This is a genomic window from Streptomyces sp. NPDC027672 (genome assembly GCF_055566335.1).
Genome location: NZ_JBVHSO010000015.1, coordinates 177778 through 203431 on the forward strand (window position 1 = coordinate 177778; position 25654 = coordinate 203431).

The window sequence follows — 25654 nt, forward strand, 5'->3', positions numbered from 1 at the left end:
GGGAGCGTGGTCCCCGGGCGCGCTCCGCGGGAGACACGGGGAGAAACAGGCACAGATGGCATCTCGGCGGGACCAACTCAACGCCTACACCTTCGCGAAGCGCCGCATGCTCGCGTCGTTCGTGCAGTCGTCACCGGATGCCTCCGACGAGGGGGCGCCCCGGCCGCTGCGCGCCATCCTGCCCGGTGCCATCGTCGGCGTGGTCGTGCTGGCGGCCTTCGGGGCCTGGGGCATGTTCAAACCGACGGCTCCGCAGGGCTGGGACGATCCCGGGCAGAAGGTGATCATCGCCAGCAAGTCCACCACCCGCTACGTCGTCCTGAAGACCAAGGACAAGGTCCAGCTCCACCCGGTCCTCAACATGGCCTCGGCCAAGCTGGTCCTCGACACCCAGAACGACGTCGACGTGGTCACCGTGGACGAGTCGGTCCTCGACAACGGCAAGATCCCGCACGGCGTCACCATCGGCATCCCCTACGCCCCGGACCGGCTGCCCTCCGGCAAGGAGGCCGGCGCCGCCAAGGAGTGGGCCGTCTGCGAACGCCCGAGCGGCAACGGCGGCGCCCTCCAGAAGGCCGCGTTCGTCCTGGCCGAACGGGACCGCGGCAAGCTGGGCGGCCGGCAGCGGCTGCACGGCGGCGAACTCCTCTACGTCGCCACCCCGGACAAGCAGCAGTACGTCGTCGACGCGCACGGCCGGGCGTACCCGGTGGACGCCGGCGACAGCCTGCTCCTGCAGACCATCGTGGGCGCCGACCGCGTCCCGCAGAAGGTCACCAAGGAGTGGATCGACACCCTGCACCCCGGCGACCGCATCAGCTTCCCGCCGGTCGACGGCGTGCCGGGCGCCCCCGCCGGCGCCCCGGGCCAGCTCGACCCGGACGCCAACCGCGTCGGCATGGTGCTCAGGGCACCGGTCAACGGCCAGGAGCAGTACTTCGTCGTCCTGCCCCACCGGGTCGCACCCGTCTCCGACTTCGTCGCCCAGCTCCTCCTGGTCAGCGAGGACCTCGTGAAGCTGGGCCAGGCCGGGCACCCGCTGGAGGTCAGCGCGGGCGCCATCACCCGGGGCGAGCCGTTCGCCGCCGACCACCAGTGGCCCACCGAGAAGCCCAAGGCGGTCAACAACCCCGCCACCGCCGACGGCAGCCGCAACACCCTGTGCAACGTGCTCAACCACGTCGACCCCGGCAACGGCGACACGACCCTGACCACCTGGGCCGGCACCGACTTCCCCGCGGTCCTGCCCACCGGCTCCTCCAGCGCCTACGTCACCGCCGGATCCGGCCAGCTCTACCGCCAGTTCAAGGGCAGCGAGACCAAGGCCGGCCCGGTCTTCCTCGTCACCGACACCGGCCTGCGCTACGCCCTGCAGTCCAACGACGACAGCGCCGGCGACGACAAGGGCGTCGGCGTCGACGCCAAGCAGCGCCAGCAGCTCCGCCAGGAGGCCAAGCTGGCGCAGACCCGCCTCGGCTACGCCGACCTCAACCCCGCGCCCGTCCCGGCGGCCTGGTCGCAGTTCCTGCCGACCGGCCCCCGCCTGTCGACCGCGGCGGCCCGCCAGCCGCAGGGCTCCTGAGGAGTACGACGATGGGTACGACGACGACGCCCGGCCCCGGCCGCCACGCCACCCTCGCGGCGGTGCCCCGCGGCCGCGCGGCCCTGGCCGCCGCCGCGGCCCTGGCCGCGGTGCTGCCGGCCGCGCCGGCCGCCGCGGCCGATCCGGGCTCCGGCCAGTGCACCTTCGCCAAGACCAACCACAAGTACGCCGGCACCCCCTGGGCGCTCCAGCGCGTCAACCTCGACGAGCTGTGGAGCGAGTCCAAGGGCAAGGGCGTGCGCGTCGCGGTCATCGACACCGGCGTCGACACGGCCAACCCGCAGCTCACCCAGGCCGTGGACGCCTCCCTGGGCGCCAACTTCCTGCCCTCCAAGGACAGCCAGGGCGAGCCCATCGACCGCGGCAACACCAAGGGCACCACGGACACGGTCGGCCACGGCACCCGGGTGGCGGGCATCATCGCGGCCCGCCCCATGAAGGGCACCGGCTTCGTCGGACTCGCCCCCGAGGCCACCATCATCCCGGTCAAGCAGAACGACGCCGAAGGCCACGGCACGGCCCTCACGCTCGCGCAGGCCATCCGGCACGCGATCGCCAAGAAGGCCGACGTCATCAACATCTCCCAGGACACGACCGACGCCGCCCGACCGGACCCGGACCTGCAACGGGCGGTGGACGAGGCGCTGGCGGCCCGTATCGTCGTGGTCGCCTCGGCGGGCAACGGCGGCGGCAACGGCGCCTCGAAGAAGACGTACCCCGCCTCCTACCTCGGGGTCCTCGCCGTGGGCGCCTCCGACCGCAACAACGAACGCGCGGCCTTCTCCCAGTCCGGCGACTTCGTCGGCGTCTCCGCGCCCGGCGTCGACATGATCTCCACGGTGCCGAAGGGCGGCCACTGCCCGGACAACGGCACCAGCTTCTCCGCGCCGTATGTGGCCGGCGTGGCCGCGCTGATCAAGGCCAAGCACCGCGACTGGACGCCCCGCGAGGTCGTGGCCCAGATCGAGCAGACCGCCGAACGTTCCATCCCGGGACACGACCGCCTGGTCGGCTGGGGCGTGGTGGACCCGGTCCGCGCCCTCACCGAGGACGATCACCCCATCGAGTCGCCCCACCCCGACGCCGGCCTCACCCACGCGGAAGCCCCCACCCCCGCCAAGCTCACCCTCGGCGAAACCCCGCGCGAACGCACGGCCCGCATCGCGACGTACGTCGCCGTGGCCGTGGCGGTCCTGGTGGCGGCCCTGAGCGGCGCGGCGGTGGCGGTGCGCGACGCCCGCCGCAGGCGCCGCGGCCTCAGGGGAGGCGGAGCATGGACGCGCTGAACCAGCTCAACGTGATCGGCTTGGTGCTGTCCGCCGTGCTGGTGGCCATGGCCTGCGTGAAGGCCGACTGGGTGCGCTCCTGGCGCGCGAACGTCAACCCCTCGGCCCCGGAACTGCCCGGCTCCGCCTTCGTCACCGCCCGCGTCCTCTTCCTGGGCCTGGCGGCCATCGGCGTCTACCTGGCCGTCCAGGGTTTCGGCGTCTCCGACGACGGGTCCTGGAGCGACGACGAGCTGAGCAGCGCGGTACGGCACGCGACCGACGACCTCGACGGCTTCATGTTCCGCACCGACCAGGGCGACAACCCCGACTCCTTCACCGACTACGCCTCGCTGGTGCAGGACCGGGTGACCGAGGCCGGCGGCGGCGACGCACCGGAGTTCGGGGTGGCGGTCGAGCCCGCCGAGGGCAACACGGCCGCCGACGCCTCCCTCACGATCACCGCGGACGGCACGGACGCCGAGTTCTGCGCCCGCCTGCGGCGCGTCCGCTCCAAGAAGGACGACTACACACCGCCGGGCATCACCGGCGGGCAGGGAACGATCACCTACCAGGCGTACCGCCTGCGGACGTCGGTACGCGAGGGAGGCTGCTGACGACCGCCGGCCCGCTCAGCCCGCGGACGCCGTGAGCCGGGCCGCTCAACCCGCGGACGCCGTGAGCCGGCCCGCTATGCCCGCGGACGCCGTGGGCCGGGCCGCTCAGCCCGCGGATGCCGTGAGCCGGGCCGACGGCTCGTCGCCCGCCTGGGCCTGTGCGGCCCGCCGTGCGAAGACGCCGGCGAACCGGTCGGCGAAGGAGTCCGCGGTGGGGACCCCGGGACCGGCCTCGGCCATGGACAGCATGATGACGCTGCCCACCCGCACCTGGACCATCAGGCCCTTCGAACCCTCGGCCGTCGACGCGCTCAGACCGGCCACGGCGTCGCGCTGGTCGCCGAGGTGCGGGGCCGGCACGGTCCTGGCCGCCGGCACCCACTGCTTCCACGCCTTCCAGACGGTTCCGTACGCGGCGCGGGCCGTGGCCTCGTCGCGGTACGTCTGGACGACGAAGGAGAGGTCCGGCTTCCCCTGCCGGCGGAACACCGAGGCACCCAGCACCCGGACGTGATCGCAGGAGTTCCGCCCCGCCACGTCATGGCACCGACGCAGGCCCATCTCCTTGGCCTTTTTCACCGGGTAGGCGACCGGCTCCATGGAGGCCTTCCACCCCGGCAGGGCCGCGGCATCCGGCAACACCGCCGCGGCCTGACCGGCCCCGAGAGCGGACTGTGCTCCCGATTCCTCACTCCCGCACCCGCTCACCAGCACAAGAGAACCAACGAGGGCCAGAGCAGCCTTACGCACAGGCATCGGACTTCCCCACGGCTGCCGTGAAGGCGTTCGCCAGCTTCTTCATGGCGGCGGTGTCACCGAGGTCCGGGTCGTCCACCATGATGGAGGTGTACAGCAGATGCCGGGCGTGGTCAGGGTTCTTGCAGCCCTTGACCAGCTTCACGGCACCCGTGCCGGTGTAGAAGAAGTCGTCACCGGTCGACTGCGGCGCCTTGTCGGTCTCCGGATTGGCGGCCACGACGGTGGAGACGTCCACGTCCTTCTCCCACCACTGGAGATTCGCCATGAACGCCCACTTACCGTCGACATCCACCCGGCACTGCTTCCTGGAGGGCACGGGGCGGGTCTCCCTGACCGCGATCTTCTTGCCCGCGGGGAGGAACGGCGAGACCAGGCCGCGGTCCAGCGGGATGCCGCACAGCGCCCTGGGCACGTCGTATTCCTTCTTGGCAGCGGAATCCGAGCAGCCGGCGATCAGGCCGGCCGCCAGGAATCCGGTGACAGCCGACACAGTTCGCCGGGCAAGTAACGACCTTCTACGCATTCCCGTCCTGTCCCATCGACGCTCATTTGCCTGACGGTGCGCGCCACAGATCAGTGCGCGGACAGAGTCCGGCAAGCGCTCTTGGCTGCGGCAGCCCTATAGCCTTCGATGAAGCTCCGCATGGCCGATGCCTTCACGCTGTGGGACGTCCGCGCAGTGGCCCAGACGGTGTTGTTCGCCGAGGCGGAGTTCGGGCACTCGACGCGGCCGACGGCTCCCGTTTTCGAATAGATGACATCCCCGCCGTTCGTGCCGGCGTCGGTCGGATCCACACCGTAGGCGGACGCGGCCACATCGCCGGCGGTGGTATTCACGCCGCGCTTCTCCAGACTGCTGGAAAAGACGACCTTGCCGTCCACCAGCAGCCGGCAGCGCTGGGTGCCGACTGCCGACGTCGGCTCTGCCGTGATCTTCTTCCCGGCAGGAAGGAGCGGTTCCAGCAGGGGGCCGGCCACGCGAATGCCACATACATCGTCGGGTACGGCGTACTCACGCGTGGCCGATGAGGACGAGCAGGACGTTGCCAGGCCGACCAGCAGTCCGGCACCGAGAAGGGAAACGACGGAGCGGACTCCGCTCCCGGAGATCTTGCGCATACAGCCTTCCAACGCAGTGGGTGAGAGCACGTTCGGCCCGCCTCGTCTCAGTCCGGGATTTCGGTGTCCATGTCCTTGGCCATGGCATGGATATCAGTGCTGGCGTCGTTGAAGCCGGTGGCCGTCCCCTCGCTGACCCAGGTGTCGATCTGATCGGTGTAGTCGGCGTGGTGAGCCTTGGCCGCCTCGTGGGCCGCGGCGTAGTTGATATTGGTGGTCGAGTCCTTGATGGTCTCCCAGCGGGTGGCGATGTCATGGCCGGCCTCGGCCCGGTACTGGCCGGAGTCGTCCTTGTAGAAAGCCTCCAAGACCATGGACGTCACTGTCCCGGCGGCACCGCCTACGCCGGCACCTACTACGGGACTGGCGATAAAGCTGGTCCCGATGCCCACTCCTGTCCCGACGAACCCCGAGATGAAGTTTTTCTTCTGGCTGACGGCGTAGTCGTAGTCACTGTCCTTCTCGGCGGCGGGGCCGAGAACGGCCTCCTGGCGGCCCTGGGCGAGTAGACCGCTGAACTCGCCCGACTTGCGGGAAAGGCTCGTGATGGTGTCGTGCGCGTCATGGGGATAGCGCTGGTCCGCCGGCAGATCCGGGTTCAGGTGGTAGTCCATCAGGCTGGCGGTGTATGCCTTCTCGCCGACGTGCAGTGCGGCATACCCTTCGGGGTTCTGGCTGACGGTGACAAGGAACCGGGTCACAGCGCTGTGGTCCAGCTTGGCGTCCGTGCCGGCGAGCGGATACAGCAGGTTCCAGCCGGACGCACCGTCCTTGACCGTAGGACCGTCGGCCATGGCGCGATGGATGTCGGGCAGGTACTCGGAGCCGATCTGGCCGAGGCTGTCCGACATGTACGAGTGGTCCTTCACCCGGCTCGGGTCGTCCGAGACGGAGTTGACGAGCGCCCGCATGAGGTTCGCCTGATCGGGCGAGTGAGGCGGAGTGTCATCAGTCGGGATCTCGCCCGCGGGATGCCCCGTCGTGGCGGCCTCCAAGGCCAGCGCGAGGTTGTTCCGACCCGTGATGAGTTCGTCTCCGTGCAGGTTGGTCTCCTGGGGCCAGTCCCGCTCCTCGAACAGGTACTGGAAGTTGGACAGGGAGACCTTGCCCTTCTTGCCGTTGCCGTCGGTGTCCCGTTCGAAGGGGTTGTCCGGGTCGTCCTTGGAGACGTACTGCTGGTTGAAGAAGTCGGTCGCGGCGTCGGGGCTGTTGGACAAGCCCTTGAGGTAGCCGGTGAGCGGATCGTTACCGCTGTCGTCCCCGATCCGGTTCAGCCATGAACTCGGTGCCGAGAGCCGCCACATCAGGTTCGGGCGCTCGCCCTTGCCCGTGAGTTTCCGCTCGGTGTCCATGAGCTTGGTGCCGTAGTCCTTCAGGAACTGGTCGTCATAGTCACCGGTCCGCATGAGGTTGCTCATGACCTGGAAGCCCATGGGGCCGCCCCGGTCGCCGTAGATCGGCTGGTCACCGATGTCGATCATCTTGCGTTTCCACTCGGCCATGGCCGTGGAATCGCTCTGCGTCGCGTGTGCCAGCGTCAGCCCCAGATTCCTCTGGAGGTCGTCGAACTGGTCGAGGCGCTGGTGCCCCAAGTCCCAGTTTCCCCTGTGGGGGTCGCTGATGCCGGTCCAGAACTCCAACGTCTTCGCCGGGCCGAGGTCAGTGGTGAAGCGCTCCGCGAACAGCGGATCGTTCGCGTACGTCTTCAGCCCCTTGTTGAGCCGGTCGAAGTCTTCCACCGACAGGTCGTCGGGGTCCTTCCTGGCCAGCTTCGCCAGTTCGTCGGCTTCCTTGACGGCCGCTGCGGCGGTGTCCCGGTCCTGGTAACTGGCGTCCGAGAAGCCCATCCGGGACTGGTCGACGATGGCCGTGAGGACGTCCTTGGCCGAGTTGTCGCTCTCGGTGGCCTTGCCGAGGATGCCCTGGATCTCGTCGCGGAGGTCGTCGACGTCCTTCTGGTTGGTGGCGCCCGTGTTGCCGCTCGGGTCCGAACTCCAGTCGGGCCGCGTGTTGCCCATCACCGTGAACTTGCCGCCGCCCGCGTCGATGACGGTCAGGTTCTTCTTCTGCCCGCGCGAGACGGCGTCCGTCAGCTGCTGGTGGAACGACTTCAGCTCGTCCCGGGTGTCCCGCAGGATGTTGTGGATGGTGGTCGCCTGCGTGTGGGCGTCACCGAACTCACCGGCCGTCTTGCCGATGAACTGCTGGGACACCTGGGCGTTCACACCGGCCCAGTCAGCCTTTACAGCGGTCTTGTGAAGATCCTCCTCGGCGTCCTTCTTCAGGTCCGCGAGGTGCTTGACCAGCGTCGACCAGTCGGTGACGGCGTCGTCCAGCAGCTTGAAGTTGGCGTGGTAGAGAGCGTTGAAGTCCATGGCGTGTCGTCGTCCTCGGAAGTAAGCGGTGCCGGCCGGTGCGGAGTGAGGCGTTGTGCTCGCCTCCCGGTGCCGCTACTCCTTCTTCTCGCTCTTGTCCTGCTCGCCGTAGATGGAGTTCTTCCTGCCCGGCGCCCCCACCCGCTCGTCGAACCCGTCGTCCAGCGCGTCGATGCTGCTCATCTGGCGCTGGATGTAGTGCTCGTCGTTCGCGTGCACGGCCTTGGTGGTCTGCATGTGGTTGGCGATCTGGGCGCAGGCGTCCATCAGGGACTTCAACTGCTCTTCCCAGCGGCTCGACACGTGCTGGAGCCCGGCGCCGAGGGCGAAGCCCTGCGTGGACAGGTCGCCGGCCGCCGAGTCGCTGGACGGGGTGGCCACGCGGGCCTTGTCCCACAGCTGGTCGTACAGGTGGTGCGCGGAGCTGCCGATCTTCTCCAGGTCCTTGTGGCCGACCTTGAGGTCACCGGTCTTGCTGGGGAGGACGTACGGCCCGTACGTGCCACCGCCCCCGTCGACATGGTTGAGCTGCATGTGCGTCGACTGCCCCTGGGCAGCGTCTGCCTTGAGCTGCTCCCATTCGTCCCATGCCATGGAAGGGCCCCTTCCCCCGCGATTAGTCCGATGCCGTGTCAACCTAGCAATCAACGCCGGGGAAAATTTGCGCCATGTCTGCCATATGCGATGTACCGGGCGTGAAAATTCGGCGGAGGGACCGGCCGCCGGCCACCTGGCGCGACTGCCCGGACGGGACGGCGGGTAAGCGCGCGCATGTGAATCTTCTGCGCAGACGGCGGTCCCTTTCTGTCGTTATCAACCGCCTTGTCGGTCTCCGGTGACCCGGAGCCGGTCGGATCCGGACAGCATCGCAACTGAACCGTCGCGGAGTTCAGTTGGCCGCCATTTCCGCAATGACTACAGTGGTCGCCGGTGGACCGGTGCGCGGCCCTGCGCCGCCCGGTCTGCCGGCTGTACCAACGGGGAACGGGGAAGGGGTCGCGGTGAGCGGCGGTAGCGGCTCGGGTATGAGGCGTGGCATCGATGCGCTGGCGAAGTTCAAGAAGAAGGTCGACGACGCGCTGAAGGCCTTCGAGGGCGCTCCCGGCAGCCCGTCCAGGCTCGCGGAACACAGGATCAGCGCCTCCTCGTTCAGCGGCTCGAACATCCCCTTCCACGAGGCGACCGAGCTGCACGGCAAGTACGAGCAGGTGCACGAGCGCCTCACCACGCTGTCGCGGAACCTCGGGATGCAGATCGAGGCCCTGACGCTCGCCGCCCACGCGGCCGACGTCACGTACGACGGCACGGACGACGAGGTGCGGCGCCGCTTCTGGCAGATCCGCGCGCACCTGGACCACGAGCACCGCGAGGCCACGGAGCCCAAGGAGAAGCACGCCGACCCGAAGCCCGCCAAGACTGCCGAGCACGGCGGCGACCACCAGTCCGCGGGGGCGAGTTCCATTGACTGACAACTGGCAGCACAAGTCCGAGTACAAGACCGACGTCGAGCAGGCCAACCGCCAGGTCGGCATGGTCAACAGGCTCAGCCGGCTGCAGAACGGGTTCAGGGGCACACCGATCGGTGCGGCCCTGTCCCTGGGCCGCACCGACTTCGAGGACCGCGATCTCAACGCGATGATCGACCTGGTCCACCACGCCAACCCCGAGCACCTGGAGACGGCCAGCAAGACGCTGTGGGACGCCCGCACGGCGATCCACGACGCGGCGACGGACCTGGAGACCCACCTCAAGGGTGTCGACTGGGAAGGCGAGGGCGCCGAGCAGTTCCGCACCTGGACCGACGGCCTCGTCGACTGGACGAAGAAGCTGGCGACCTTCGCCGACGTCGCCGCCACCGAGATCTCCGCCGCCGCGACGGGCCTGGCCTCGGTGCGCAGCGCCATGCCCGAGCGCGACCCCCGGCCCGCGGCCGAGCAGAAGCGTCCCCACGAGCTGCCCAAGACCAAGCAGGTCGACGGCGACCCGGAGTACGCCGCCGCGCTGAAGGTCGAGAAGAACCGGCAGGAGGCGATCAACCAGATGAACCGGTTGGCGTCCTTCTACGCCGTGTCCGCGACCGCGCTGGGGCTGGCGATGGCTACGGACCCGAAGCCGTACAAGGCCATTCCGGACGTGGGCGTGCCCCGGCCGACGGGGCGGAGCGAGGACCGGGTTCCGTACGGCCCGGGACCGGGTGGCTCGGCGACGCCCCGGCAGAGCGTGGGACGAAGCCACGCAAGCGTGGCGGGGGGCGGCTCCGGCCGCGCAACGTCGCACGGAACGGGTGCCGGCGGACACGTGCCGCCCCTGAAGGAGGTCCACGACCCCGTCGTGCCTTCCACCGGCGGCGGCCACGACGTCGGCACGGAGATCAACACCACGACCACGCTGCCTCCCCAGGCACCGGCCGCACCGCCCGGCACCCCGACGCCGACCGTTCCGACCAGCACCGGCGGTGGCCCGCTGCCTCCGCTGCCCACGGGCCCGATGGGACCGCCCGTCACACCGACGTCCGGCCGCACTCCCGGCTACGGGCCGGCCGGCCCCGCGCAGGGCCGTACCGGTCCCGCGGGCACCGGGACCGGCCGGGTGCCGCAGGGTCGTACCGGCCCCACGGGCACCGGGACCGGCCGGGTGCCGCAGGGCCAGCCGGGACGCACCACCGCCGGCGGCCGGGCTCCGCAGGGACCGACGGGACAGGCCGCCCGTGCCATGGGACGCGCGACCCCGGCGGGCCAGCCGGGTGCGCGGGGGCCCGTGCAGACCGGGCGCACCGCACAGTCGGGACGCGCACCGGTGGGACGCCCCGTCACCGGCGGGACGCCGAGGACGACCGGCATGCCCGGCGGACGCACCGGGGCGACCGGTCCCGCCGGTCCCGCCGGTGCGGCGCGCAACGGCGTCGTGGGCGGCAAGCAGGTCACCGGCCGTACGTCCGCGGGGGCGGCCAACCCCCGGGTCCCGCGCGGCATGGTCGTCGGCGCCGAGGAACCGGCGTCCTCCACGCCGCCCAAGGGCGCGCTGGGCCGGCGGGGCGTCGTCGGCGCCCCCACGGCCAAGCCGGAACCCGGCGCGGGCCAGGCGGCGCTGCGCTCGGCGGCCAACCCCGAGGGCGTCGTCGGCGCACCGCGCAACACCTCCGGCTCCCCGCTCAAGGGTTCCGAGGCCGGTGCCAAGGGGCTCGGCCGCGGAGCGGTGGGCGGTCGCCAGGCACCGGCCGCCGAGACCGGCCGCACCGGCGCACCCGCCAGGACGGAACAGCACCGCTCGTCGCAGGAGCGGCGTGATGTGCCCCAGAAGAGCGACTGAACACGAGCGAGGACGTACACAGGCATGAAGCCAGGGACCGGCCGACGCGGCCCGAGGACCGCCCTCCTGACGAGGCGCACCGCGAGACGGCTGTCTGCGATGTGCTCGGCACTGGGCACGCTGGTGATCGCGTCGGCGGGACTGGCCTCCGGAGCCGTGGCCGCGGACGGCGCTCCGCCCAAGCAGTGGTATCTGGACGCGATGGGCGCCGACGAGATCTGGAAGCACAGCACCGGCAAGGGGGTGAAGGTCGCCGTCATCGACACCGGAGTGAATCCGCAGACGCCTTCGCTCAAGGGGCAGGTGCTCGTCGATGAGGTCCCGAGCGCCGCGAAATACCACGTCACCCAGGACTACGACGGCCACGGCACGTCGATGGCGGAGATCATCGCCGGCACGGGAGCCGGTGGCGGCATCAAGGGCCTTGCTCCCGGCGCGAAGATCATTCCGATTCGTATCGGACTCGATCAGCTGACGGACGAGACCGAGCGGGCGAAGTCCCTCACCTCCGAGAAGGCGATCAGGGCCGCGGCCGACAGCGACGCCAAAATCATCAACATGTCGTTCGGAAGCCCGTACTACAGTTCCGAGGAGGAGGACGCCATCAAGTACGCCGCCTCCAAGGGCAAGTTGATGTTCGCCTCCGTCGGCAACAGCGGGAACAAGGGGAACAAGGGCGAATATCCGGCCGCTGACCCCTACGTTGTCGGTGTCGCCGCCATCGACAAGACCGGCACCGTGGGCGACTTCTCCACGTACGGCAACGACGTGGACCTCTCGGCACCCGGTCTCAACGTCCCCACGTGGTGCGACAAGACCTTCCGGAAGTACTGCCCCGGGCAGGGGACGAGCCAGGCCTCCGCCATAGCCTCCGCCTCCGCCGCCCTGGTCTGGTCCGCCCACCCCGACTGGACGGCCAACCAGGTCCTCCGTTCCTTCATCGACACCGCCGGCCGCACCTGGGCCAAGGACGAGCCCAGCAAGTACCTCGGCTACGGCATCATCCGGCCCCGCCGTGTGCTGATCGACAAGGACATCGATCCGGGACCGGCGAACCGCGACCCCCTCGCCGCCGAGAACGGAACGGACCCGGACGAGGACGTCACCGCCACGCCGAGCCTGTCGGTCGCGCCCTCCGCCGGGGAACCCACCGAGGGAGCCAAGGAAAAGGAAGCCGGTTCCGCCGGCGGACCCACCTCCGCCGCCGCGAAGGACACGGAATCGGGCGGTGACACCCAGACCTGGGTGATCATCGGCGCCGTGGCCGCCGTACTCGTCATCGGAGGCGCCGGTTTCGCCGTGCTGCGCGCACGCCGTAACGCCTGAGCGGTCTCCCGCATACCCGCTCGTCCGCCGAGTGGGCAGAAATCCGCTTGCCGGCCGTACCGACGCCGCCTCAGGCTCGGCACCCGGCAAGGTCAGTCACAACGAAAGGCATCGACATGGCGACGCAGCGCCAGAAGGTAAGCGACAAGGACATCGTCGTCCTCGAAAAGGAGCTTCTGCACCGTTTCGAGGGCATCAAGGGCCAGCTCAAGGAACTGCAGGCCCTCATCGACAGCCTCGAGGGCAACTGGAAGGGCATCGGCGCCGGTGCCTTCAACTCCAAGCAGACCGAGATCAACGAGCGCATGGTCAAGATCGGCAACATCCTGGCCAAGTTCATCGAGGCCATGAGCACCACCCGGAAGATCAAGGACGGCACGGAGGACGAGGTCCGCTCGCAGGTGCAGAGCATCGACGTCGGCCTCGGCGGCTCGGCGCTGTCCAGCTACTGATCCCCTCCAGACCACCACCTCCTCGTAAGCAACGGAGCAATCATGGGCGCCAACAACAGCGGCGAGCTCGAAGTTTCCTACGGCAGCCTCGACGAGACCGCCACCCAGCTCGCCAACCACGCGCGGCGGCTCGAAGAGGGCCTCGAGGCCATCAAGCAGAAGGTCGCCGGCGTCGCCAGCATGTGGGAGGGCGAGGCGCACAACGCCTACGCCGAGCAGCAGGCCGCCTGGGACCGTGAGGCCAAGGGCATCCACGAGGCCCTGGTCCAGATCGGCAAGGTCGTGCACGCGGCCGGCGGCGACTACCAGGGCGGCGACCGGAAGGCCGCCAGCTACTTCATGTAGGACCGGCCGGCACGGTACGGCAGCGGGGTGGGCACGCACGGGAGGTGCCCACCCTCTGTCGTGCCGCACGGCCAGCGCGGAACGGACACCAGGACAGCGATGCATGCCACAGAGGGCGCCACGGGCGTGGCCGCCGGGGGAGGAGCGGGCGGCACCGGCCCGGCGCGGCGGCGGGTGGGCCCGTACACCCTGATCACCGCCCTGGACGAGGCGCGCACCCGGCTCCCCGTCCCCGAGCGGCGGTACATCGCCCGCGGCGCCGACTCCACGGACACCGTCCTGCTGTCCCTGCCGCTGCCCGGCGCCGACCCGCGGCGCTTCCTCGCCGAGGCCGAGGACTCCCGCTATCTCCTCGGCCCCTGCGCCGCCCCGGCCACGGCCGTCGCCGGCCCGGACGGGCCCGCCTGGCACGCCCGTCCCTATCTGCCCGTCCTGCCGCTGCCGACCGCCCTCGCCGTGCACGGCGGGCCGCTGCCCGAGCGGACGGTACGCGCGCTCGGCGCGGCCCTCGCCGAGACCCTGGCCATCGTGCACGGGCAGGGCCTGGCCTTCGCGGGCGTGTCCCCCGCGGCCGTGCTCCTCGCCGCCGACGGCCCGCGCCTGACCTGCTTCGGTGCCGTACGCGCCGCCGCCCCGGACGGCACGCCCCGGTCCGGGCTGCCCGGCCTGGAGGCGGGCAGCCTGCCGCCGGAGCAGGCGTCCGGCGGCCGCCCGCGCCCGCTCGGGGACGTGTACGCCCTCGGTGCGACGCTCGCGTACGCCGCCACCGGCCACACGGCCCCGGAGCGCGACGAACTCCCGGCCGCCCTGCGCACCGTCATCGGCCGGTGTCTCGCCCGCGACCCCGGCTCCCGGCCCCAACTGGCCGAACTCATAGCGGAGTTGACGGATGCCAGCGACTCCCCGCTCGCCCCGGGCCGGCTTCCCGGCCGGGTGATCGCCGCCCTCGCCCACCAGTCGGCGGCCCTCCTCACGGCGGAGACGGCCGTCGGGGCCGCCCCCGTCCGGAACTGACGTACGCCGATGCCCTCTCCCCTCACCCACGACGACCCCCGGGCGATCGGCCCCTACCGGCCCGTCGCCCGCCTCGGCACCGGCGGCATGGGCACCGTCTATCTGGCCCGAACCGCGGGCGGCCGTACCGTCGCGCTGAAGACCATGCACGCCCGTATCGCCTCCGACCCGGCCTTCCGCACCCGGTTCCGGCTGGAGACGGACGCGGCCCGGGTGGTCGGGGAGCGGTACGGCGCCGGGGTCGTGGCCGCGGACGTGCGGGCCGAGACGCCCTGGCTGGCCACGGAGTACGTGCTCGGACCGCCCCTGGACGAGGCCGTCGAGCTGTGCGGCCCGCTGCCCGAGGCGACGGTGCGGGCCCTCGGCGCGGCGCTGTGCGGGGCGCTGGGACAACTGCACGCCTCCGACGTCGTCCACCGGGACCTCAAACCGTCCAACGTCCTCGTCACCGCCTACGGCCCGAAGGTCATCGACTTCGGCATCGCCCGCGCGGCCGGCGACGAGCACCTCACCCGGGTCGGGGTCGCGGTCGGCACGCCCGCCTTCATGTCACCGGAGCAGGCGGCCGGGCAGGAGCACTCCGCGGCGGGCGACGTGTTCGCGCTCGCCGGGCTGCTGGTCTTCGCGGCCACCGGGCACCCGCCGTTCGGCCACGGCCAGGCCGCCGACCTGCTGTACCGGGTGCAGTACGCCGAGCCCGACCTGACCGGCGTACCCGACGCCCTGGTGCCCGTCCTCGCGCAGTGCCTGGACAAGAACCCCTTCCGCCGACCGACGACCGGCCGACTGGCCGCCCAACTGCACGACGGCGCCGGCGAGTTCGCCGACCACCTGCCGGACGCGCTGCTCGCCGACATCGGGCACCGCGCGACCGAGGTCTGGCAGCTCACCCCGCGGCGGCTGCCGGCTCCGGCCGACGCGCCGGACACCGCGGCGACGGCCGCGCCCGCGCGGTGGACCCGCCGCCGGCTGCTGTTCACCGGCGCGGGCACGGCGGCGGCGGTGGCCGGTGCGGGCGCCGGCGCGTGGGGCCTGTACGCGGCGGCCGGCGGCGGTCCGGACCGGCCGCTCCCGGGGCCCGGCAACAGCGTGCTGCCGAAGAAGCAGCTCGATTCCCTCTGGCAGATCCAGGTCCCCGACCCGGACCCCGGCTGGGTGCAGTGGCCGCTGGGCTACCTCCCGGCCCAGCTATACCCCGCCGGGGACCTGGTGGCGCTGGTGGCGGGCAAGGGCCTGAGAGGCGTCCTGGCCGAGACCGGCGCGACCCGGTGGACGACGGACCTGGACGAGTCGGTCTGGCAGTCCGCCTCCGACGGCGAGCGGCTGGTCCGGGTGGCGTCCATCCTCGACGACGTGCCCTACCAGGAGGCGAAGTCGTACCCGCTGTACCTGGCCGCGGTCGATCCGGCCACCGGCGCGGCCGAGAAGTCCTTCGCGCACTTCGACGACCTCAACGGGGCCCTGGTGGAGACCCAGATGCTCTGTGTCGCGGACGGTGTGGCCTATGTGGTGGCGGGCACCGGCGCGTACTCCCTCGAAGGCTTCAAGGCCGGCCAGTCCTGGTACCTCCTCGCCGTCGACACCGGCACCGGCAGGCGGCTGTGGAAGACCCCGCTGCCGGCCCGCCGGCCGGGCGCCCAGGACCTGTACTTCGTCGCCGCCGCCGCGGTGGGCCGGCACCTGGTGGCGTTCCAGGAGGCCGGCGACGGCAGCGTGCACGCGGTCGTGCGCGACAACCGCACCGGCGCCGTCCGTTGGGACCACCCGCTGCCCGGGATCAAGCCGGACCGGGTGCGCCGGCCGCTCGCCGTGGACGGACGGCACCTGTACGTGGGCGCCGGCCGGCTCACCGCGCTGCGGCTCGCCGACGGCGCGAAGGTCTGGGACTCCGGGACCGGGCGGCCGGGCCGGACCTACGGGCTGCCGGCGGTCAAGGACGGCACCGTGTACGCGGTGGAGAAGGGGACCGGGCTGGTCGCCCTCGACGCGGCGGACGGCCGCGTCAGGTGGCGGGAGAAGGGCGGCGGGGGCGCGGAGGCGGACCTGAACGCGGCGCCCGTCATCGGCGCCGACTACGCCTACAGCAAGCGCGGTAAGCGGCTGTGGGCCATCGACCTGTCCTCCCGCACCCCGGCCCGCGCCTACAAGACCACCGGCGACCGGTTCACGGCCCACGAAAAGGCCGGGCTGGTCCTCGCACTGGGCGGCCGCTTCCTCGCGGCCTTCCCGCTGCGGTGAACGCCCCCGCCGACCACGGGACCAGCCGCCCCGTCAGCCATCCGGCCGGTCGTCCGGCCAGCCATCCGGCCGGTCGTCCGGTCAGCCGTCCGGCCGGCCGTCCGGTGAGAAGAGAGAGCGAACAGCGATGAGACCCCTGGAGACCGGCGACCCCATCCGGCTCGGCCCCTACCGGCTGCTCGGCGTGCTGGGCGAAGGCGGCATGGGCAAGGTGTACGTCGGCCAGGACCAGGCCGGGACCGTCGCCGCCGTCAAGGTGCTCCGGCCCGAACTCGCCCACGACGGGAACCTGGCCCAGCGCTTCGTGCGGGAGGCGCTGGCGGCGCGGGCCGTGAGCAGCCCGGGTGTGGCGGCGGTGCTGGGGGCGCAGACCGAGGGCGGCCGGCCCTGGATCGCCACCGAGTTCCTCGCCGGACCGACCCTCGACCAGATCGTGGACCGGCACGGCCCGCTCGACGACGCGCGCCTGCGGGCCCTGGCCGCGTCGGTCGCGCGGACCCTGCGCGACATCCACGCCGCCGGCTTCGTCCACCGCGACCTCAAGCCGCCGAACATCGTGCTCACCGCGCGCGGCCCGCGGGTCATCGACTTCGGCATCGCCCGCCCCGAACACGGCCTCACCCTCACCACCACCGGCCAGATCCCGGTCACCCCCGGCTACGGCGCACCGGAGCAGGTCCTCGGCCGGCGCGTGGCACCGGCCGCCGACGTGTTCTCGCTCGGCGCCGTCCTCGTCTACGCGGCCACCGGCCACCGCGCGTTCCGGGGCACCCATGTGGCCGCCGTGCAGTACGACGTCGTGCACGGCGAACCCGACTGGCAGGGCGTCACCCCCGAGTGGCACGCGCTGATCGCGCCCTGCCTCGCCAAGGACGCGGCGGCCCGGCCCACCCCGGAGCAGATCGCCACCGCGTTCGCCGGGCCGAAGAAGGACTCGGCGGCGTGGCGGCGCGGGCCGGTGGCCGACGCCATCCGGGAGCGGGAGCGGGCGATCCGGGAGCTGTCCGCGCCGCTGCCGACGGCACGGACCGGGCCGTCCCGGCGGGGGCTGGTCACCTCGTTCGCGGCCGGCGGCGCGCTGCTCGCCGCGGGCGGGGGCGGCACGGCGTGGTGGCTGCTGCGCGCGGGCGGCGGCCCGCGCACGGATCCGTTCCGTATCCCGCCCGCCGTGCGCACGCCCGCGGCCCGGGTCCTGTCCGCCGACGACGGCGACTACCTCGTCGGCGGCCATCCCAAGCCGCTGTGGAGCCACGACGGCGTGGTGGGCAAGGACTCGCCGGCGCCGCTGCCGATCCGGGACGTCGTCGTCACCGGCGCCCTGTCCGGCGGCGTCTGCGCCGTCAACGTCGTGGACGGCAAACGCCGCTGGACCGCTCCGGACCTGGAGATGACGAGCCGCTATCTCTCGCTGTCCGACCGGCTCCTCGTGGGCGCCGACCGGGAGGGCACGCTGCACACCTTCGTCCCGTCCACCGGCGAGGCGAAGTGGACGGCGCCGGCCGGCGCCAAGGCACTGCTCGCCGCCGACGCGACGGCGGTGTACGTCTGGACGCAGGACCACCGGCTGCGCGCGGTGGGCCGCTCCGACGCGCGGATCCGCTGGACCGTGTCGCCGCCGGCGGAGTTCCGCGACACCGTCGCGCCCGAGGGCGCCGTCGCCGACCACGGCATGCTGGTCCTCGCCACCACCACGGGCCACGCCTTCGCCCTGGACGCGCGGACCGGACGCACCGCGTGGACGCTGTACCACCAGGCGAGGAAGCGCGCGCTGCTCCCGGCGGCCCGGGACGGCGTGGTCTACCTCAACGGCAAGTCGCTCTCCGCGCGCCGCATCACGGACGGCAGGGAGCTGTGGCAGGACACGAACAAGTACGCCGACCCGCCGGAATACAGCCGGCCCAGCGTCTTCGGCGACTCGGTGTACGCCTGCGTCGGCGGCACCACGGTACGGCTCGCCGTCCGCGACGGTGACCAGGTGTGGTTCTCCCTGGAGAGCGGGGAGAAGTGCCCCGTCGTCGTCCAGGGCGGCGGCGCCTGGCTGATCGACGACTCCAGCGGCCTGACCGTGCACACCGCGAGCCTGGACAGCGGCGACGAGATCTGGTCCTACGACGTCCCGCTGGCCGGCGACCCCGGGCTGGCCGCCGCCGGCAACCGCGCCTTCGTCCGCTCCGGCGACACCCTGCTGGCCCTCCCGGTCTTCTGACGGGACACACCCCGGCGCACCCGCCACCTCCCCGGCGCGCCCGCCACCTCCCGGGTGCGGCCCCGCCACCTCCCCGGTGCGGCCTCGCTCCTCCCCGGCAGCCGTCGGTCCGCGTCACGGCCGACGCGACGACGGGCCACCGGGGAGGAGCGCGCGTCAGTACTCCCCGTCCACCCAGCCCGTCTGGACCAGCGGCTTGCCGCGCTTGCGCGAGACGAAGACGCCCCGGCCCGCGGGCATCGGGCGCGGGCGGACCCCGCCGAGGATGTCGCCCTCGGCCGGGTCGCCGGACAGGAGGAGGCCCTGGGCGCCCAGTTCCTTCATGCGCTGCATGAACGGCTCGTAGGAGGCGCGGCCCGCACCCGCGGAGGAACGGGCGATGATGAAGCGGACGCCGACGTCCCGGGCGAAGGGCAGCATCTCGGTCAGTCCGCCGAGCGGGTTGCCGCTGGACGTGGACACCAGGTCGTAGTCGTCGATGACGACGAACACCTGCGGCCCCCGCCACCAGCTCCGGTCCCGGAGCTGCTGCGCCGTGACGTCGGCCGTCGGCGTGCGGCGCTGCATCAGGTCGCCCAGCGCCACCATGTGGTGGTCCATCTGGTTGGACATCGGGATGTACTCGGCCAGGTGCGAGGCCGGCGTGACGTCCAGCAGCGAGCGGCGGTTGTCGACCACGAAGAACTTCGCCTCGTCACCGCCGTACCGCAGCGTGAGCTGCCTGATCAGCAGCCGCAGCAGGTTGGACTTGCCGGACTCGCTCTCGCCGAAGACCAGGAAGAACGGGTCCTGCTCGAAGTCGACGAACACCGGCTCCAGGTTCTCCTCGTCCAGCGCGAAGGCGACGCCCCGCTGCCGGAACCGGTCGCCCGGCGGCAGCTCGACCGCGTCCAGCCGGCGCGGCAGCAGCCGTACCTTGGGGGCGCCCGGCGCCTGCCAGTGCCGCCCGACCTCGGTGGTGAGCGCGGCCGTGGCCTCGGCCAGTTCGGTGTCGGAGGTGAGGCCGTCGATCCGCGGCACCGCCGCCATGAAGTGCAGCTTCTGGGGTGACAGACCACGGCCGGGGACGCCGGCGGGGACGTTCACCGCGACCTTGCGGTCGATCTCGGAGTCCATGACGTCGCCCAGGCGCAGCTCCAGGCGGTTCATCAGGTGGTCCTTGAGGTTCGCCCGGACCTCCATCGAGCGGGACGCGGTGAGGACGAGGTGGATGCCGTAGCCGAGGCCCCGCGCGGCGATGTCCAGGACCGCCGGCTCCAGGCCCTCGTAGTCGGTGCGGAAGTTGCCCCAGCCGTCGATGACCAGGAACACGTCGCCCCAGGGCTGGTCGGTGACCGAGATGTCGCCCCGGGCGCGCCGCGCGCGGTAGTCGGCGATCGAGGCGATGCCGGCCGTGCGGAAGTACTCCTCGCGGCGGGTGAGGACGCCGTACACCTCGGAGACCGTACGGCGCACGCGCTCCGGGTCCAGACGGGAGGCGATGCCGCCGACGTGCGGCAGCCCGGCCACCGCTGCCATGCCGCCGCCGCCGAAGTCGAGGCCGTAGAACTGCACCTCGTGCGGGGTGTGGGTGAGCGCGAAGGCGCAGATCAGCGTGCGCAGCAGGGTGGACTTGCCGGACTGCGGGCCGCCGACGATCTGCATATGGCCCGCCGCGCCGGAGAAGTCGAGCATCAGCCGGTCGCGGCGCTGCTCGTACGGCTTGTCGACCAGACCGGCCGGCACGACCAGACGGCCCGCGCCCTCGTAGTTCGGCTGGGTCAGACCGCGGCCCTGCACCGCGGCCAGGCCCGGCAGCAGTGCGTCCAGCGACGGCGGGCTCTCCAGCGGCGGCAGCCACACCTGGTGCGCCGCCGGGCCCTGCGCCTCCAGCCGGCGCACGATCACGTCGAGGACGGTGTCGGCGAGCGCCTCGTCCACCTCGGGCGCGGACTGCGTGCGCTGCTGCGGGATCGCGGAGTACTGCACCGGCACCTCGGTGGCCGTGAACAGCACCGGGCGGCGGTCCACCGGGAGCCGGCCGTCGGGCAGGGCCGCCCGCTGGCCGCCCGAGCGGTACACACCGGAGACGTACGCCGCCTTGAACCGGACCATCTCGTCGGTGCCGTACTTCAGGAAGCCGGAGCCGGGGACGTTCGGCAGCTCGTAGGCGTCCGGGACGCCGAGCGCGGCGCGCGACTCGGCCGCGGAGAAGGTGCGCAGACCGATCCGGTACGACAGGTACGTCTCCAGACCGCGCAGCCGGCCCTCCTCCAGGCGCTGGGAGGCCAGCAGCAGGTGCACGCCCAGCGACCGGCCGATGCGGCCGATCTGCACGAACATCTCGATGAAGTCCGGCTTGGCGGTCAGCAGCTCGCTGAACTCGTCGATCACCAGCACCAGGGACGGGATCGGCTGGAGCGGGGCACCGGCCGCGCGCGCCTTCTCGTAGTCGTGGATGTTGGCGTAGTTGCCCGCGTCGCGCAGCAGCTCCTGGCGGCGGTTCAGCTCGCCGCGGATCGAGTCGCCCATGCGGTCGACCAGGGTGAGGTCGTCCGCGAGGTTGGTGATGACGGCCGCCACGTGCGGCATCTGCGCCATGCCGGCGAAGGTCGCACCGCCCTTGAAGTCCGCGAGGACGAAGTTCAGGGTCTCCGAGGAGTGGGTGACGGCGAGGCCCAGCACCAGGGTGCGCAGCAGCTCCGACTTGCCGGAGCCGGTCGCGCCGACGCACAGGCCGTGCGGGCCCATGCCCTCCTGCGCGGCCTCCTTCAGGTCCAGCATCACGGGCCGGCCGTCCTCGCCGAGACCGATCGGCACCCGCAGGCGTTCCGCGAGCGCGCGCGGGCGCCAGGTCCGCTTGGTGTCGACGGACGCCGCGTCCCCGAGCCCCAGCAGGTCGGTGAACTCCAGGTTGGCGAGCAGCGGCTGGTCGTCGTCGCCGCCGGAGGCCATGCGCAGCGGCGCGAGCTGCCGGGCCAGCGCCTCGGCGGACTCGTAGGACAGGGCGTCGGGGCTGCCCTCGTACACCTCGCCGTGCCCGGACTCCAGGCGCAGCAGGCCGGGCTGTACGACGACGGACAGGTCGCCGCCGGCCGTCGTCAGCTCGCCCGGCACCACCTCCAGGACCGTGACGCCCTGCAACCCTTCCGGGTTGGCGAGGACGGAGTCCGGCAGCAGGGACAGCTCGTCCAGGACGAGCACGATGTGCGGCTCGTCCAGCAGCGGCGGGGCGGCCGGGTGGAAGCGCGGCCGGCCGGTCAGCCGGGCGGCCAGCAGGTCCTCCAGCTCGCGCGGGTCGCCGCCGATCAGCCGGCGCGAACCGGCGCCGTCCACCGCGCCGGGCGCCTGGGCGTGCGGCAGCCACTTGACCCAGTCCCAGTGCGGCAGCGCCTCCCGGCCCGCGGCCACCGCGACGATCAGGTCCTGCGGGGAGTGCAGCGAGGCCAGCGAGCCGACCAGGGCGCGGGCCGAGGCCCGCACGGACCGCGCCTCGCCGCTGACCGTGACGTGGTAGAAGGCGCGCAGCGACACGGCCATCGGCAGGTCGCCGACGCTGCCGTGCGCGGCGAGGAAGCGCTGCATCGCGCCCGCGGTCAGCGGCTCCAGTTGCTCGACGGGACCGGTCTCCGGGGCGACGAGCGGGGTCGCCAGCGGCTGCGGGCCCAGGCCGACGCGCACGTGCGCGAAGTCCTCGTCGCCGGGCCGCCGCTCCCAGACCCGGCTGCCCTCGGCGACGAGCGCCCAGAGCTGTTCGGGGGAGGGGTGCAGGTAGTACTGCGCGTCCCGCTGGGTCCTCGCCGTCGCCACGGCGGACTTGCGCGTCTGGGACAGATAGCTGAGGTAGTCGCGGCGCATGTCGGCGAGCTGGCCCTGGGAGCCGCGGCGGAAGCGGACCACCATCGCGACGGACATGCCCACCGTCGAGGCGATCATGATCATGCCCATGATCTTCATGAACGGCTGGCCGTTCGTGAAGAAGAAGACCACCGAGCCGCCCATGCCCAGCGTGGGCAGGAGCTGCATCAGCACGCTCTCCTGATGCCCCCGCGGCAATTCCGGCGGCGGCTGGACAACGACCTCATCCGCGGGCACTTCGGACGGCAGCGCCCTAGGGGGGCGCTTTACGACAATCTGGCTCACGCTCACCAATTCCCTTGCCCGACCCAGGCGTTCCGCCCGCCGCCCCGTGTCCGGCGAGCGCAGGCCGCCGCGTGATCCTACTGAGTTCACGCGGCACGGGTGAGCGGTAGGGTGCCGGATGTTCGCGTGAGCACACGCCGAGCAGACCGGAATACCCGGGCAAACCCCTCAGGGAAGAGGCGGCGGAACCCCGGAATCCCGGTCTGCGGCACCCGGGTCGCCGCGCACCGGGCAAACCGGCACGGGACCTTCACGACACAGACGCACCACCACCACTGAGGGGGAGCAGCAGGTGAGCATGACGGCCGCCGCCACCGGCGGACCCGGGACGGGAGCACCTTCCGGGTCCGGCACCGGACTCGGTTTCTGCCGGGTCACCATCGTCGCGCCGGACAGCCGTATCGACGTGGCACTGCCCGACGACGTCCCGGTCGCCGACCTCTGCCCGGAGATCCTCCGGCTGTCCCGGCAGAGCCCCGAGGCCGGCGCCCCGGTCGGCTACCACCTGGTCCGCACCGACGGCACCGTGCTGGACAGCGCCCGCTCCTTCGCCGCCCAGCGCATCCTCGACGGCGAACTGCTCACCCTGCGCCCGTTCGCGGAATCCCTGCCGCCGGCCGTCTTCGACGACGTCGCCGAGGCCGTTGCCTCCTCCGTCACCAAGCAGCACAAGCTGTGGAGCGGCGACCTGACCCGGGCCGCCGGCCTCGTCGGCGGCGGCGTGCTGCCCGCGCTGCTCGCGTTCGTCGCCTGGACCGCGGACCCGCGCCACGACATGCACGGCCTGGCCGGCATCCTCGCCGCCGTCACCGGCGTCCTCCTCGTCGTGCTCTCCGCCGTCCGCGCCCGCGTCTACGACGACCGCGGCTCGGCCGTCGCCCTCGGCCTCGGCGCGCTGCCCAACATCGGCGTCGCCGGCAGCGGACTGCTGCCGCTCGCCGCCGGCGAGGGCATCGGCAGGCTCCAGTTCCTGCTGGCCTGCGCGGCCGTCCTCGTCGCCGCCCTGATCCTCGCCCTGTGCTCACCGCACGGCGACGGCCCCTTCGTCGCGTTCGTGTTCGCCTCGGCGGTCGCCCTGGCCGTCGTCTTCGTCGCCACCCTCACCGGCTGGGCGCCCCGGGAGACCGCCGCCCTGTGCGCGCCCGTCTCCGTCGGCGCGCTCGCCTTCCTGCCCGGCATGTCCATGCGGTTCGCCCGGCTGCCCATCGGCTTCGAGAACCCCAGCAGCGGCACACCCCGCCCCGCCTACGGCACCGAGTCCGCCCCCCAGGAAGCGGTGGACACCGAACGCGTCGAGGCGCAGGCCCGGCGCGGCCACGAACTCCTCGTCGGCCTGGTCGGCGGCTGCGCGCTGCTCGCCGTGGGCGCGTCGGCCGTGCTCGGCTTCTCCGACGACGTCTGGGCCCAGCTGCTCGCCCTCGCCACCGGGGTCGCCCTGCTCATGCGCGCCGGCCTCTTCCGCTACACCGCCCAGGTCGCCCCGGTGCTGGCCGCCGGCCTCGCCGCCCTGGTCCTGCTCGGCCTCGGCCTCGCCCTGAACCCGCCGCAGCACATCATGCGCGCCGCGCTGGCCGGCGACCGCACCGACCTGAGCATCCGCACCATCTGGCTGATCGCGGCGATCGCCCTGGCCACGGCCCTGGTGACGGCCCTCGGCCTGATCCTGCCGCGCGGCGGACCGACCCCGTTCTGGGGCCGCTTCCTGGAGATCGGCGAGGGCTTCGTCCTGCTCACCCTGATCCCGCTCGCCCTGGCCGTCTTCGACGTGTACGCCAAGGCGCGCGCCATGACCAGCTAACGGACGGACGCGGGAACGAAAAAAGGGGCGGCACGCGCGCGTGCCGCCCCTTTTTCCGTTCCCGTGCGGGCCGCTCACTGCACGTCCAGGCCCCCGTTGTGCGCCATCGGCTTCAGATCGAACTCGCCGTCCCGCGCCCCGAGCACGAACGCGTTCCACTCGGCCTCGGTGTAGCGCAGCACGGTGTCCGGGTCGAGGGAGGACCGCATCGCCACCGCGCCGCCGGGCAGGTGGGCGATCTCGACCCGCTCCTCGTGCTCCTCCGTGCCGGGCGCGCTCTGCCACTCGACGCCCGAGATGTCGAGCGCGTACAGCTCGTCGCGCTCCCGCTCCTTGCGCGCCTTGATCTCCGCTTCCGATTCCGCCATGTGCGGCGACCCCTTCCCGAGATAGGTACGGTCCCGGCGCTCACCCTAGTGGCGCACACCGGGCCGCCAGGACGGTTCGGCGACCCCGCGCAAGGCGCCCGCCGTCCCCTGGTACCCTGAGTGACGGCCGTTCGTGTACGCACCCCCGGAACCCTTGCCGTTCTGGAGGCCGCGCCCAGCGGATCCCCGCCTCCCGAGTAACGGAAGCTCCCCCGCGATGCAGACCGGGGGCACTCGGTGGCCGTTCACAGACTATGAGGAGTACGCGTGTCGCTCGACGCCGCCACGAAGAAGCAGATCATCTCCGAGTTCGGTGCCAAGGAGGGTGACACGGGCTCCCCCGAGGTCCAGGTCGCTCTGCTCTCCCGTCGGATCTCCGACCTGACGGAGCACCTCAAGACCCACAAGCACGACCACCACTCCCGCCGTGGCCTGCTGATCCTGGTCGGTCAGCGCCGCCGGCTGCTGCAGTACCTGGCGAAGAAGGACATCCAGCGCTTCCGTGCGCTGGTCGACCGCCTCGGCATCCGCCGCGGTGCGGCGGGCGCCCGGTAGGACGCCATGAGGGGAGCGGTTTCCCGGCAGGGCCCGGGGACCGCTCCCTTTGCCGTATGCGGGGCCCCGCCGCGCATCCGGTGAGTAACCGTCGTCCGTTGCGGGAACGTGCGGAGTGTCACTCACGCTTTGTAGTGTGGTAGCACAACGCAATACGGACGACACAGCAGGATAGGAAGAGGA

The 25654-nt window shown here is 72.1% G+C and carries 20 protein-coding genes; 13 read left to right on the forward strand and 7 right to left on the reverse strand.

All coding sequences use genetic code 11. The annotated features are described in order from the left end of the window. The first annotated feature begins 55 nt into the window (after window positions 1–55). Genes eccB through ACZ4SV_RS30555 form a run of 3 tightly spaced genes read left to right on the forward strand, consistent with a single transcriptional unit; the run spans window position 56 to window position 3485 of the window. Window positions 56–1582, forward strand: a complete 1527-nt coding sequence (gene eccB / locus ACZ4SV_RS30545; protein WP_365941707.1) for a type VII secretion protein EccB — start codon at window positions 56–58, stop codon at window positions 1580–1582. A gap of 11 nt (window positions 1583–1593) precedes the next feature. Further along, on the forward strand, window positions 1594–2889 hold the full coding sequence (gene mycP, locus ACZ4SV_RS30550; protein ID WP_468008077.1) for a type VII secretion-associated serine protease mycosin: 1296 nt from the start codon (window positions 1594–1596) through the stop codon (window positions 2887–2889). Further along, window positions 2877–3485: a hypothetical protein gene (locus ACZ4SV_RS30555; RefSeq protein ID WP_398215768.1), complete on the forward strand. Its 609-nt coding sequence runs from the start codon at window positions 2877–2879 to the stop codon at window positions 3483–3485. Before mycP ends, ACZ4SV_RS30555 begins: the two co-directional genes overlap by 13 nt. A gap of 105 nt (window positions 3486–3590) precedes the next feature. On the opposite strand, the gene ACZ4SV_RS30560 is transcribed toward ACZ4SV_RS30555, so the two are convergent. The 5 genes from ACZ4SV_RS30560 to ACZ4SV_RS30580 all read right to left on the reverse strand — a co-directional run bounded on the left by ACZ4SV_RS30560 (window position 3591) and on the right by ACZ4SV_RS30580 (window position 8332). Next, on the reverse strand, window positions 3591–4085 hold the full coding sequence (locus ACZ4SV_RS30560) for a hypothetical protein (protein ID WP_468008080.1): 495 nt from the start codon (window positions 4083–4085) through the stop codon (window positions 3591–3593). Between the two features lie 142 nt (window positions 4086–4227). Then, window positions 4228–4734, reverse strand: coding sequence for a hypothetical protein (locus tag ACZ4SV_RS30565; protein WP_468008081.1), 507 nt, complete (start codon window positions 4732–4734; stop codon window positions 4228–4230). A gap of 83 nt (window positions 4735–4817) precedes the next feature. Continuing rightward, window positions 4818–5363 (reverse strand): hypothetical protein, encoded by a 546-nt coding sequence (locus ACZ4SV_RS30570; protein WP_468008083.1) that lies wholly within the window; start codon window positions 5361–5363, stop codon window positions 4818–4820. A gap of 47 nt (window positions 5364–5410) precedes the next feature. Continuing rightward, window positions 5411–7738 carry a hypothetical protein gene (locus tag ACZ4SV_RS30575; RefSeq protein WP_468008085.1) on the reverse strand — a complete coding sequence of 776 codons (2328 nt, stop codon included), beginning with the start codon at window positions 7736–7738 and terminating at the stop codon, window positions 5411–5413. A gap of 75 nt (window positions 7739–7813) precedes the next feature. Beyond that, the gene (locus ACZ4SV_RS30580) at window positions 7814–8332 is read right to left on the reverse strand and encodes a hypothetical protein (RefSeq protein ID WP_468008087.1); all 519 of its coding nucleotides are present in this window, start codon (window positions 8330–8332) and stop codon (window positions 7814–7816) included. A 431-nt stretch (window positions 8333–8763) separates the two neighbouring features. On the opposite strand from ACZ4SV_RS30580, the gene ACZ4SV_RS30585 reads away from it, so the two are divergent. The 8 genes from ACZ4SV_RS30585 (at window position 8764) to ACZ4SV_RS30620 (ending at window position 18628) form a co-directional block, all read left to right on the forward strand. Further along, a complete protein-coding gene (locus tag ACZ4SV_RS30585; RefSeq protein WP_365876150.1) occupies window positions 8764–9207 on the forward strand; it encodes a hypothetical protein in 444 nt (147 codons plus the stop codon). Further along, entirely contained in the window at window positions 9200–11047 is a 1848-nt protein-coding gene (locus tag ACZ4SV_RS30590) for a WXG100 family type VII secretion target (RefSeq protein WP_468008089.1), read from the forward strand. The genes ACZ4SV_RS30585 and ACZ4SV_RS30590 overlap by 8 nt, the downstream gene beginning before the upstream one ends. 99 nt (window positions 11048–11146) lie before the next feature. Beyond that, window positions 11147–12373 carry a S8 family serine peptidase gene (locus tag ACZ4SV_RS30595; protein ID WP_468008091.1) on the forward strand — a complete coding sequence of 409 codons (1227 nt, stop codon included), beginning with the start codon at window positions 11147–11149 and terminating at the stop codon, window positions 12371–12373. 116 nt (window positions 12374–12489) lie between these two features. Beyond that, window positions 12490–12825 (forward strand): WXG100 family type VII secretion target, encoded by a 336-nt coding sequence (locus tag ACZ4SV_RS30600; protein WP_365876146.1) that lies wholly within the window; start codon window positions 12490–12492, stop codon window positions 12823–12825. A gap of 42 nt (window positions 12826–12867) precedes the next feature. After that, entirely contained in the window at window positions 12868–13170 is a 303-nt protein-coding gene (locus ACZ4SV_RS30605; protein WP_365876144.1) for a WXG100 family type VII secretion target, read from the forward strand. A 99-nt stretch (window positions 13171–13269) separates the two neighbouring features. After that, a complete protein-coding gene (locus tag ACZ4SV_RS30610; protein WP_468008093.1) occupies window positions 13270–14184 on the forward strand; it encodes a protein kinase family protein in 915 nt (304 codons plus the stop codon). 9 nt (window positions 14185–14193) lie between these two features. Next, window positions 14194–16422 carry a protein kinase domain-containing protein gene (locus tag ACZ4SV_RS30615; protein WP_468008095.1) on the forward strand — a complete coding sequence of 743 codons (2229 nt, stop codon included), beginning with the start codon at window positions 14194–14196 and terminating at the stop codon, window positions 16420–16422. A 127-nt stretch (window positions 16423–16549) separates the two neighbouring features. Then, window positions 16550–18628 (forward strand): protein kinase domain-containing protein, encoded by a 2079-nt coding sequence (locus ACZ4SV_RS30620; protein ID WP_468008097.1) that lies wholly within the window; start codon window positions 16550–16552, stop codon window positions 18626–18628. 156 nt (window positions 18629–18784) lie between these two features. Here ACZ4SV_RS30620 and eccCa read toward each other — a convergent pair whose 3' ends face one another. After that, on the reverse strand, window positions 18785–22750 hold the full coding sequence (gene eccCa / locus ACZ4SV_RS30625) for a type VII secretion protein EccCa (protein ID WP_468008099.1): 3966 nt from the start codon (window positions 22748–22750) through the stop codon (window positions 18785–18787). 298 nt (window positions 22751–23048) lie between these two features. On the opposite strand from eccCa, the gene eccD reads away from it, so the two are divergent. Further along, window positions 23049–24548 carry a type VII secretion integral membrane protein EccD gene (gene eccD, locus ACZ4SV_RS30630; protein ID WP_468008111.1) on the forward strand — a complete coding sequence of 500 codons (1500 nt, stop codon included), beginning with the start codon at window positions 23049–23051 and terminating at the stop codon, window positions 24546–24548. A 74-nt stretch (window positions 24549–24622) separates the two neighbouring features. On the opposite strand, the gene ACZ4SV_RS30635 is transcribed toward eccD, so the two are convergent. Next, complete coding sequence (locus ACZ4SV_RS30635) at window positions 24623–24916, reverse strand: DUF397 domain-containing protein (RefSeq protein WP_397940557.1); 294 nt, start codon at window positions 24914–24916, stop codon at window positions 24623–24625. A 267-nt stretch (window positions 24917–25183) separates the two neighbouring features. Here ACZ4SV_RS30635 and rpsO point away from each other — a divergent pair, with 267 nt between their 5' ends. Continuing rightward, a complete protein-coding gene (gene rpsO / locus ACZ4SV_RS30640) occupies window positions 25184–25471 on the forward strand; it encodes a 30S ribosomal protein S15 (RefSeq protein WP_365876131.1) in 288 nt (95 codons plus the stop codon). The last annotated feature ends 183 nt before the right edge of the window (window positions 25472–25654 follow it).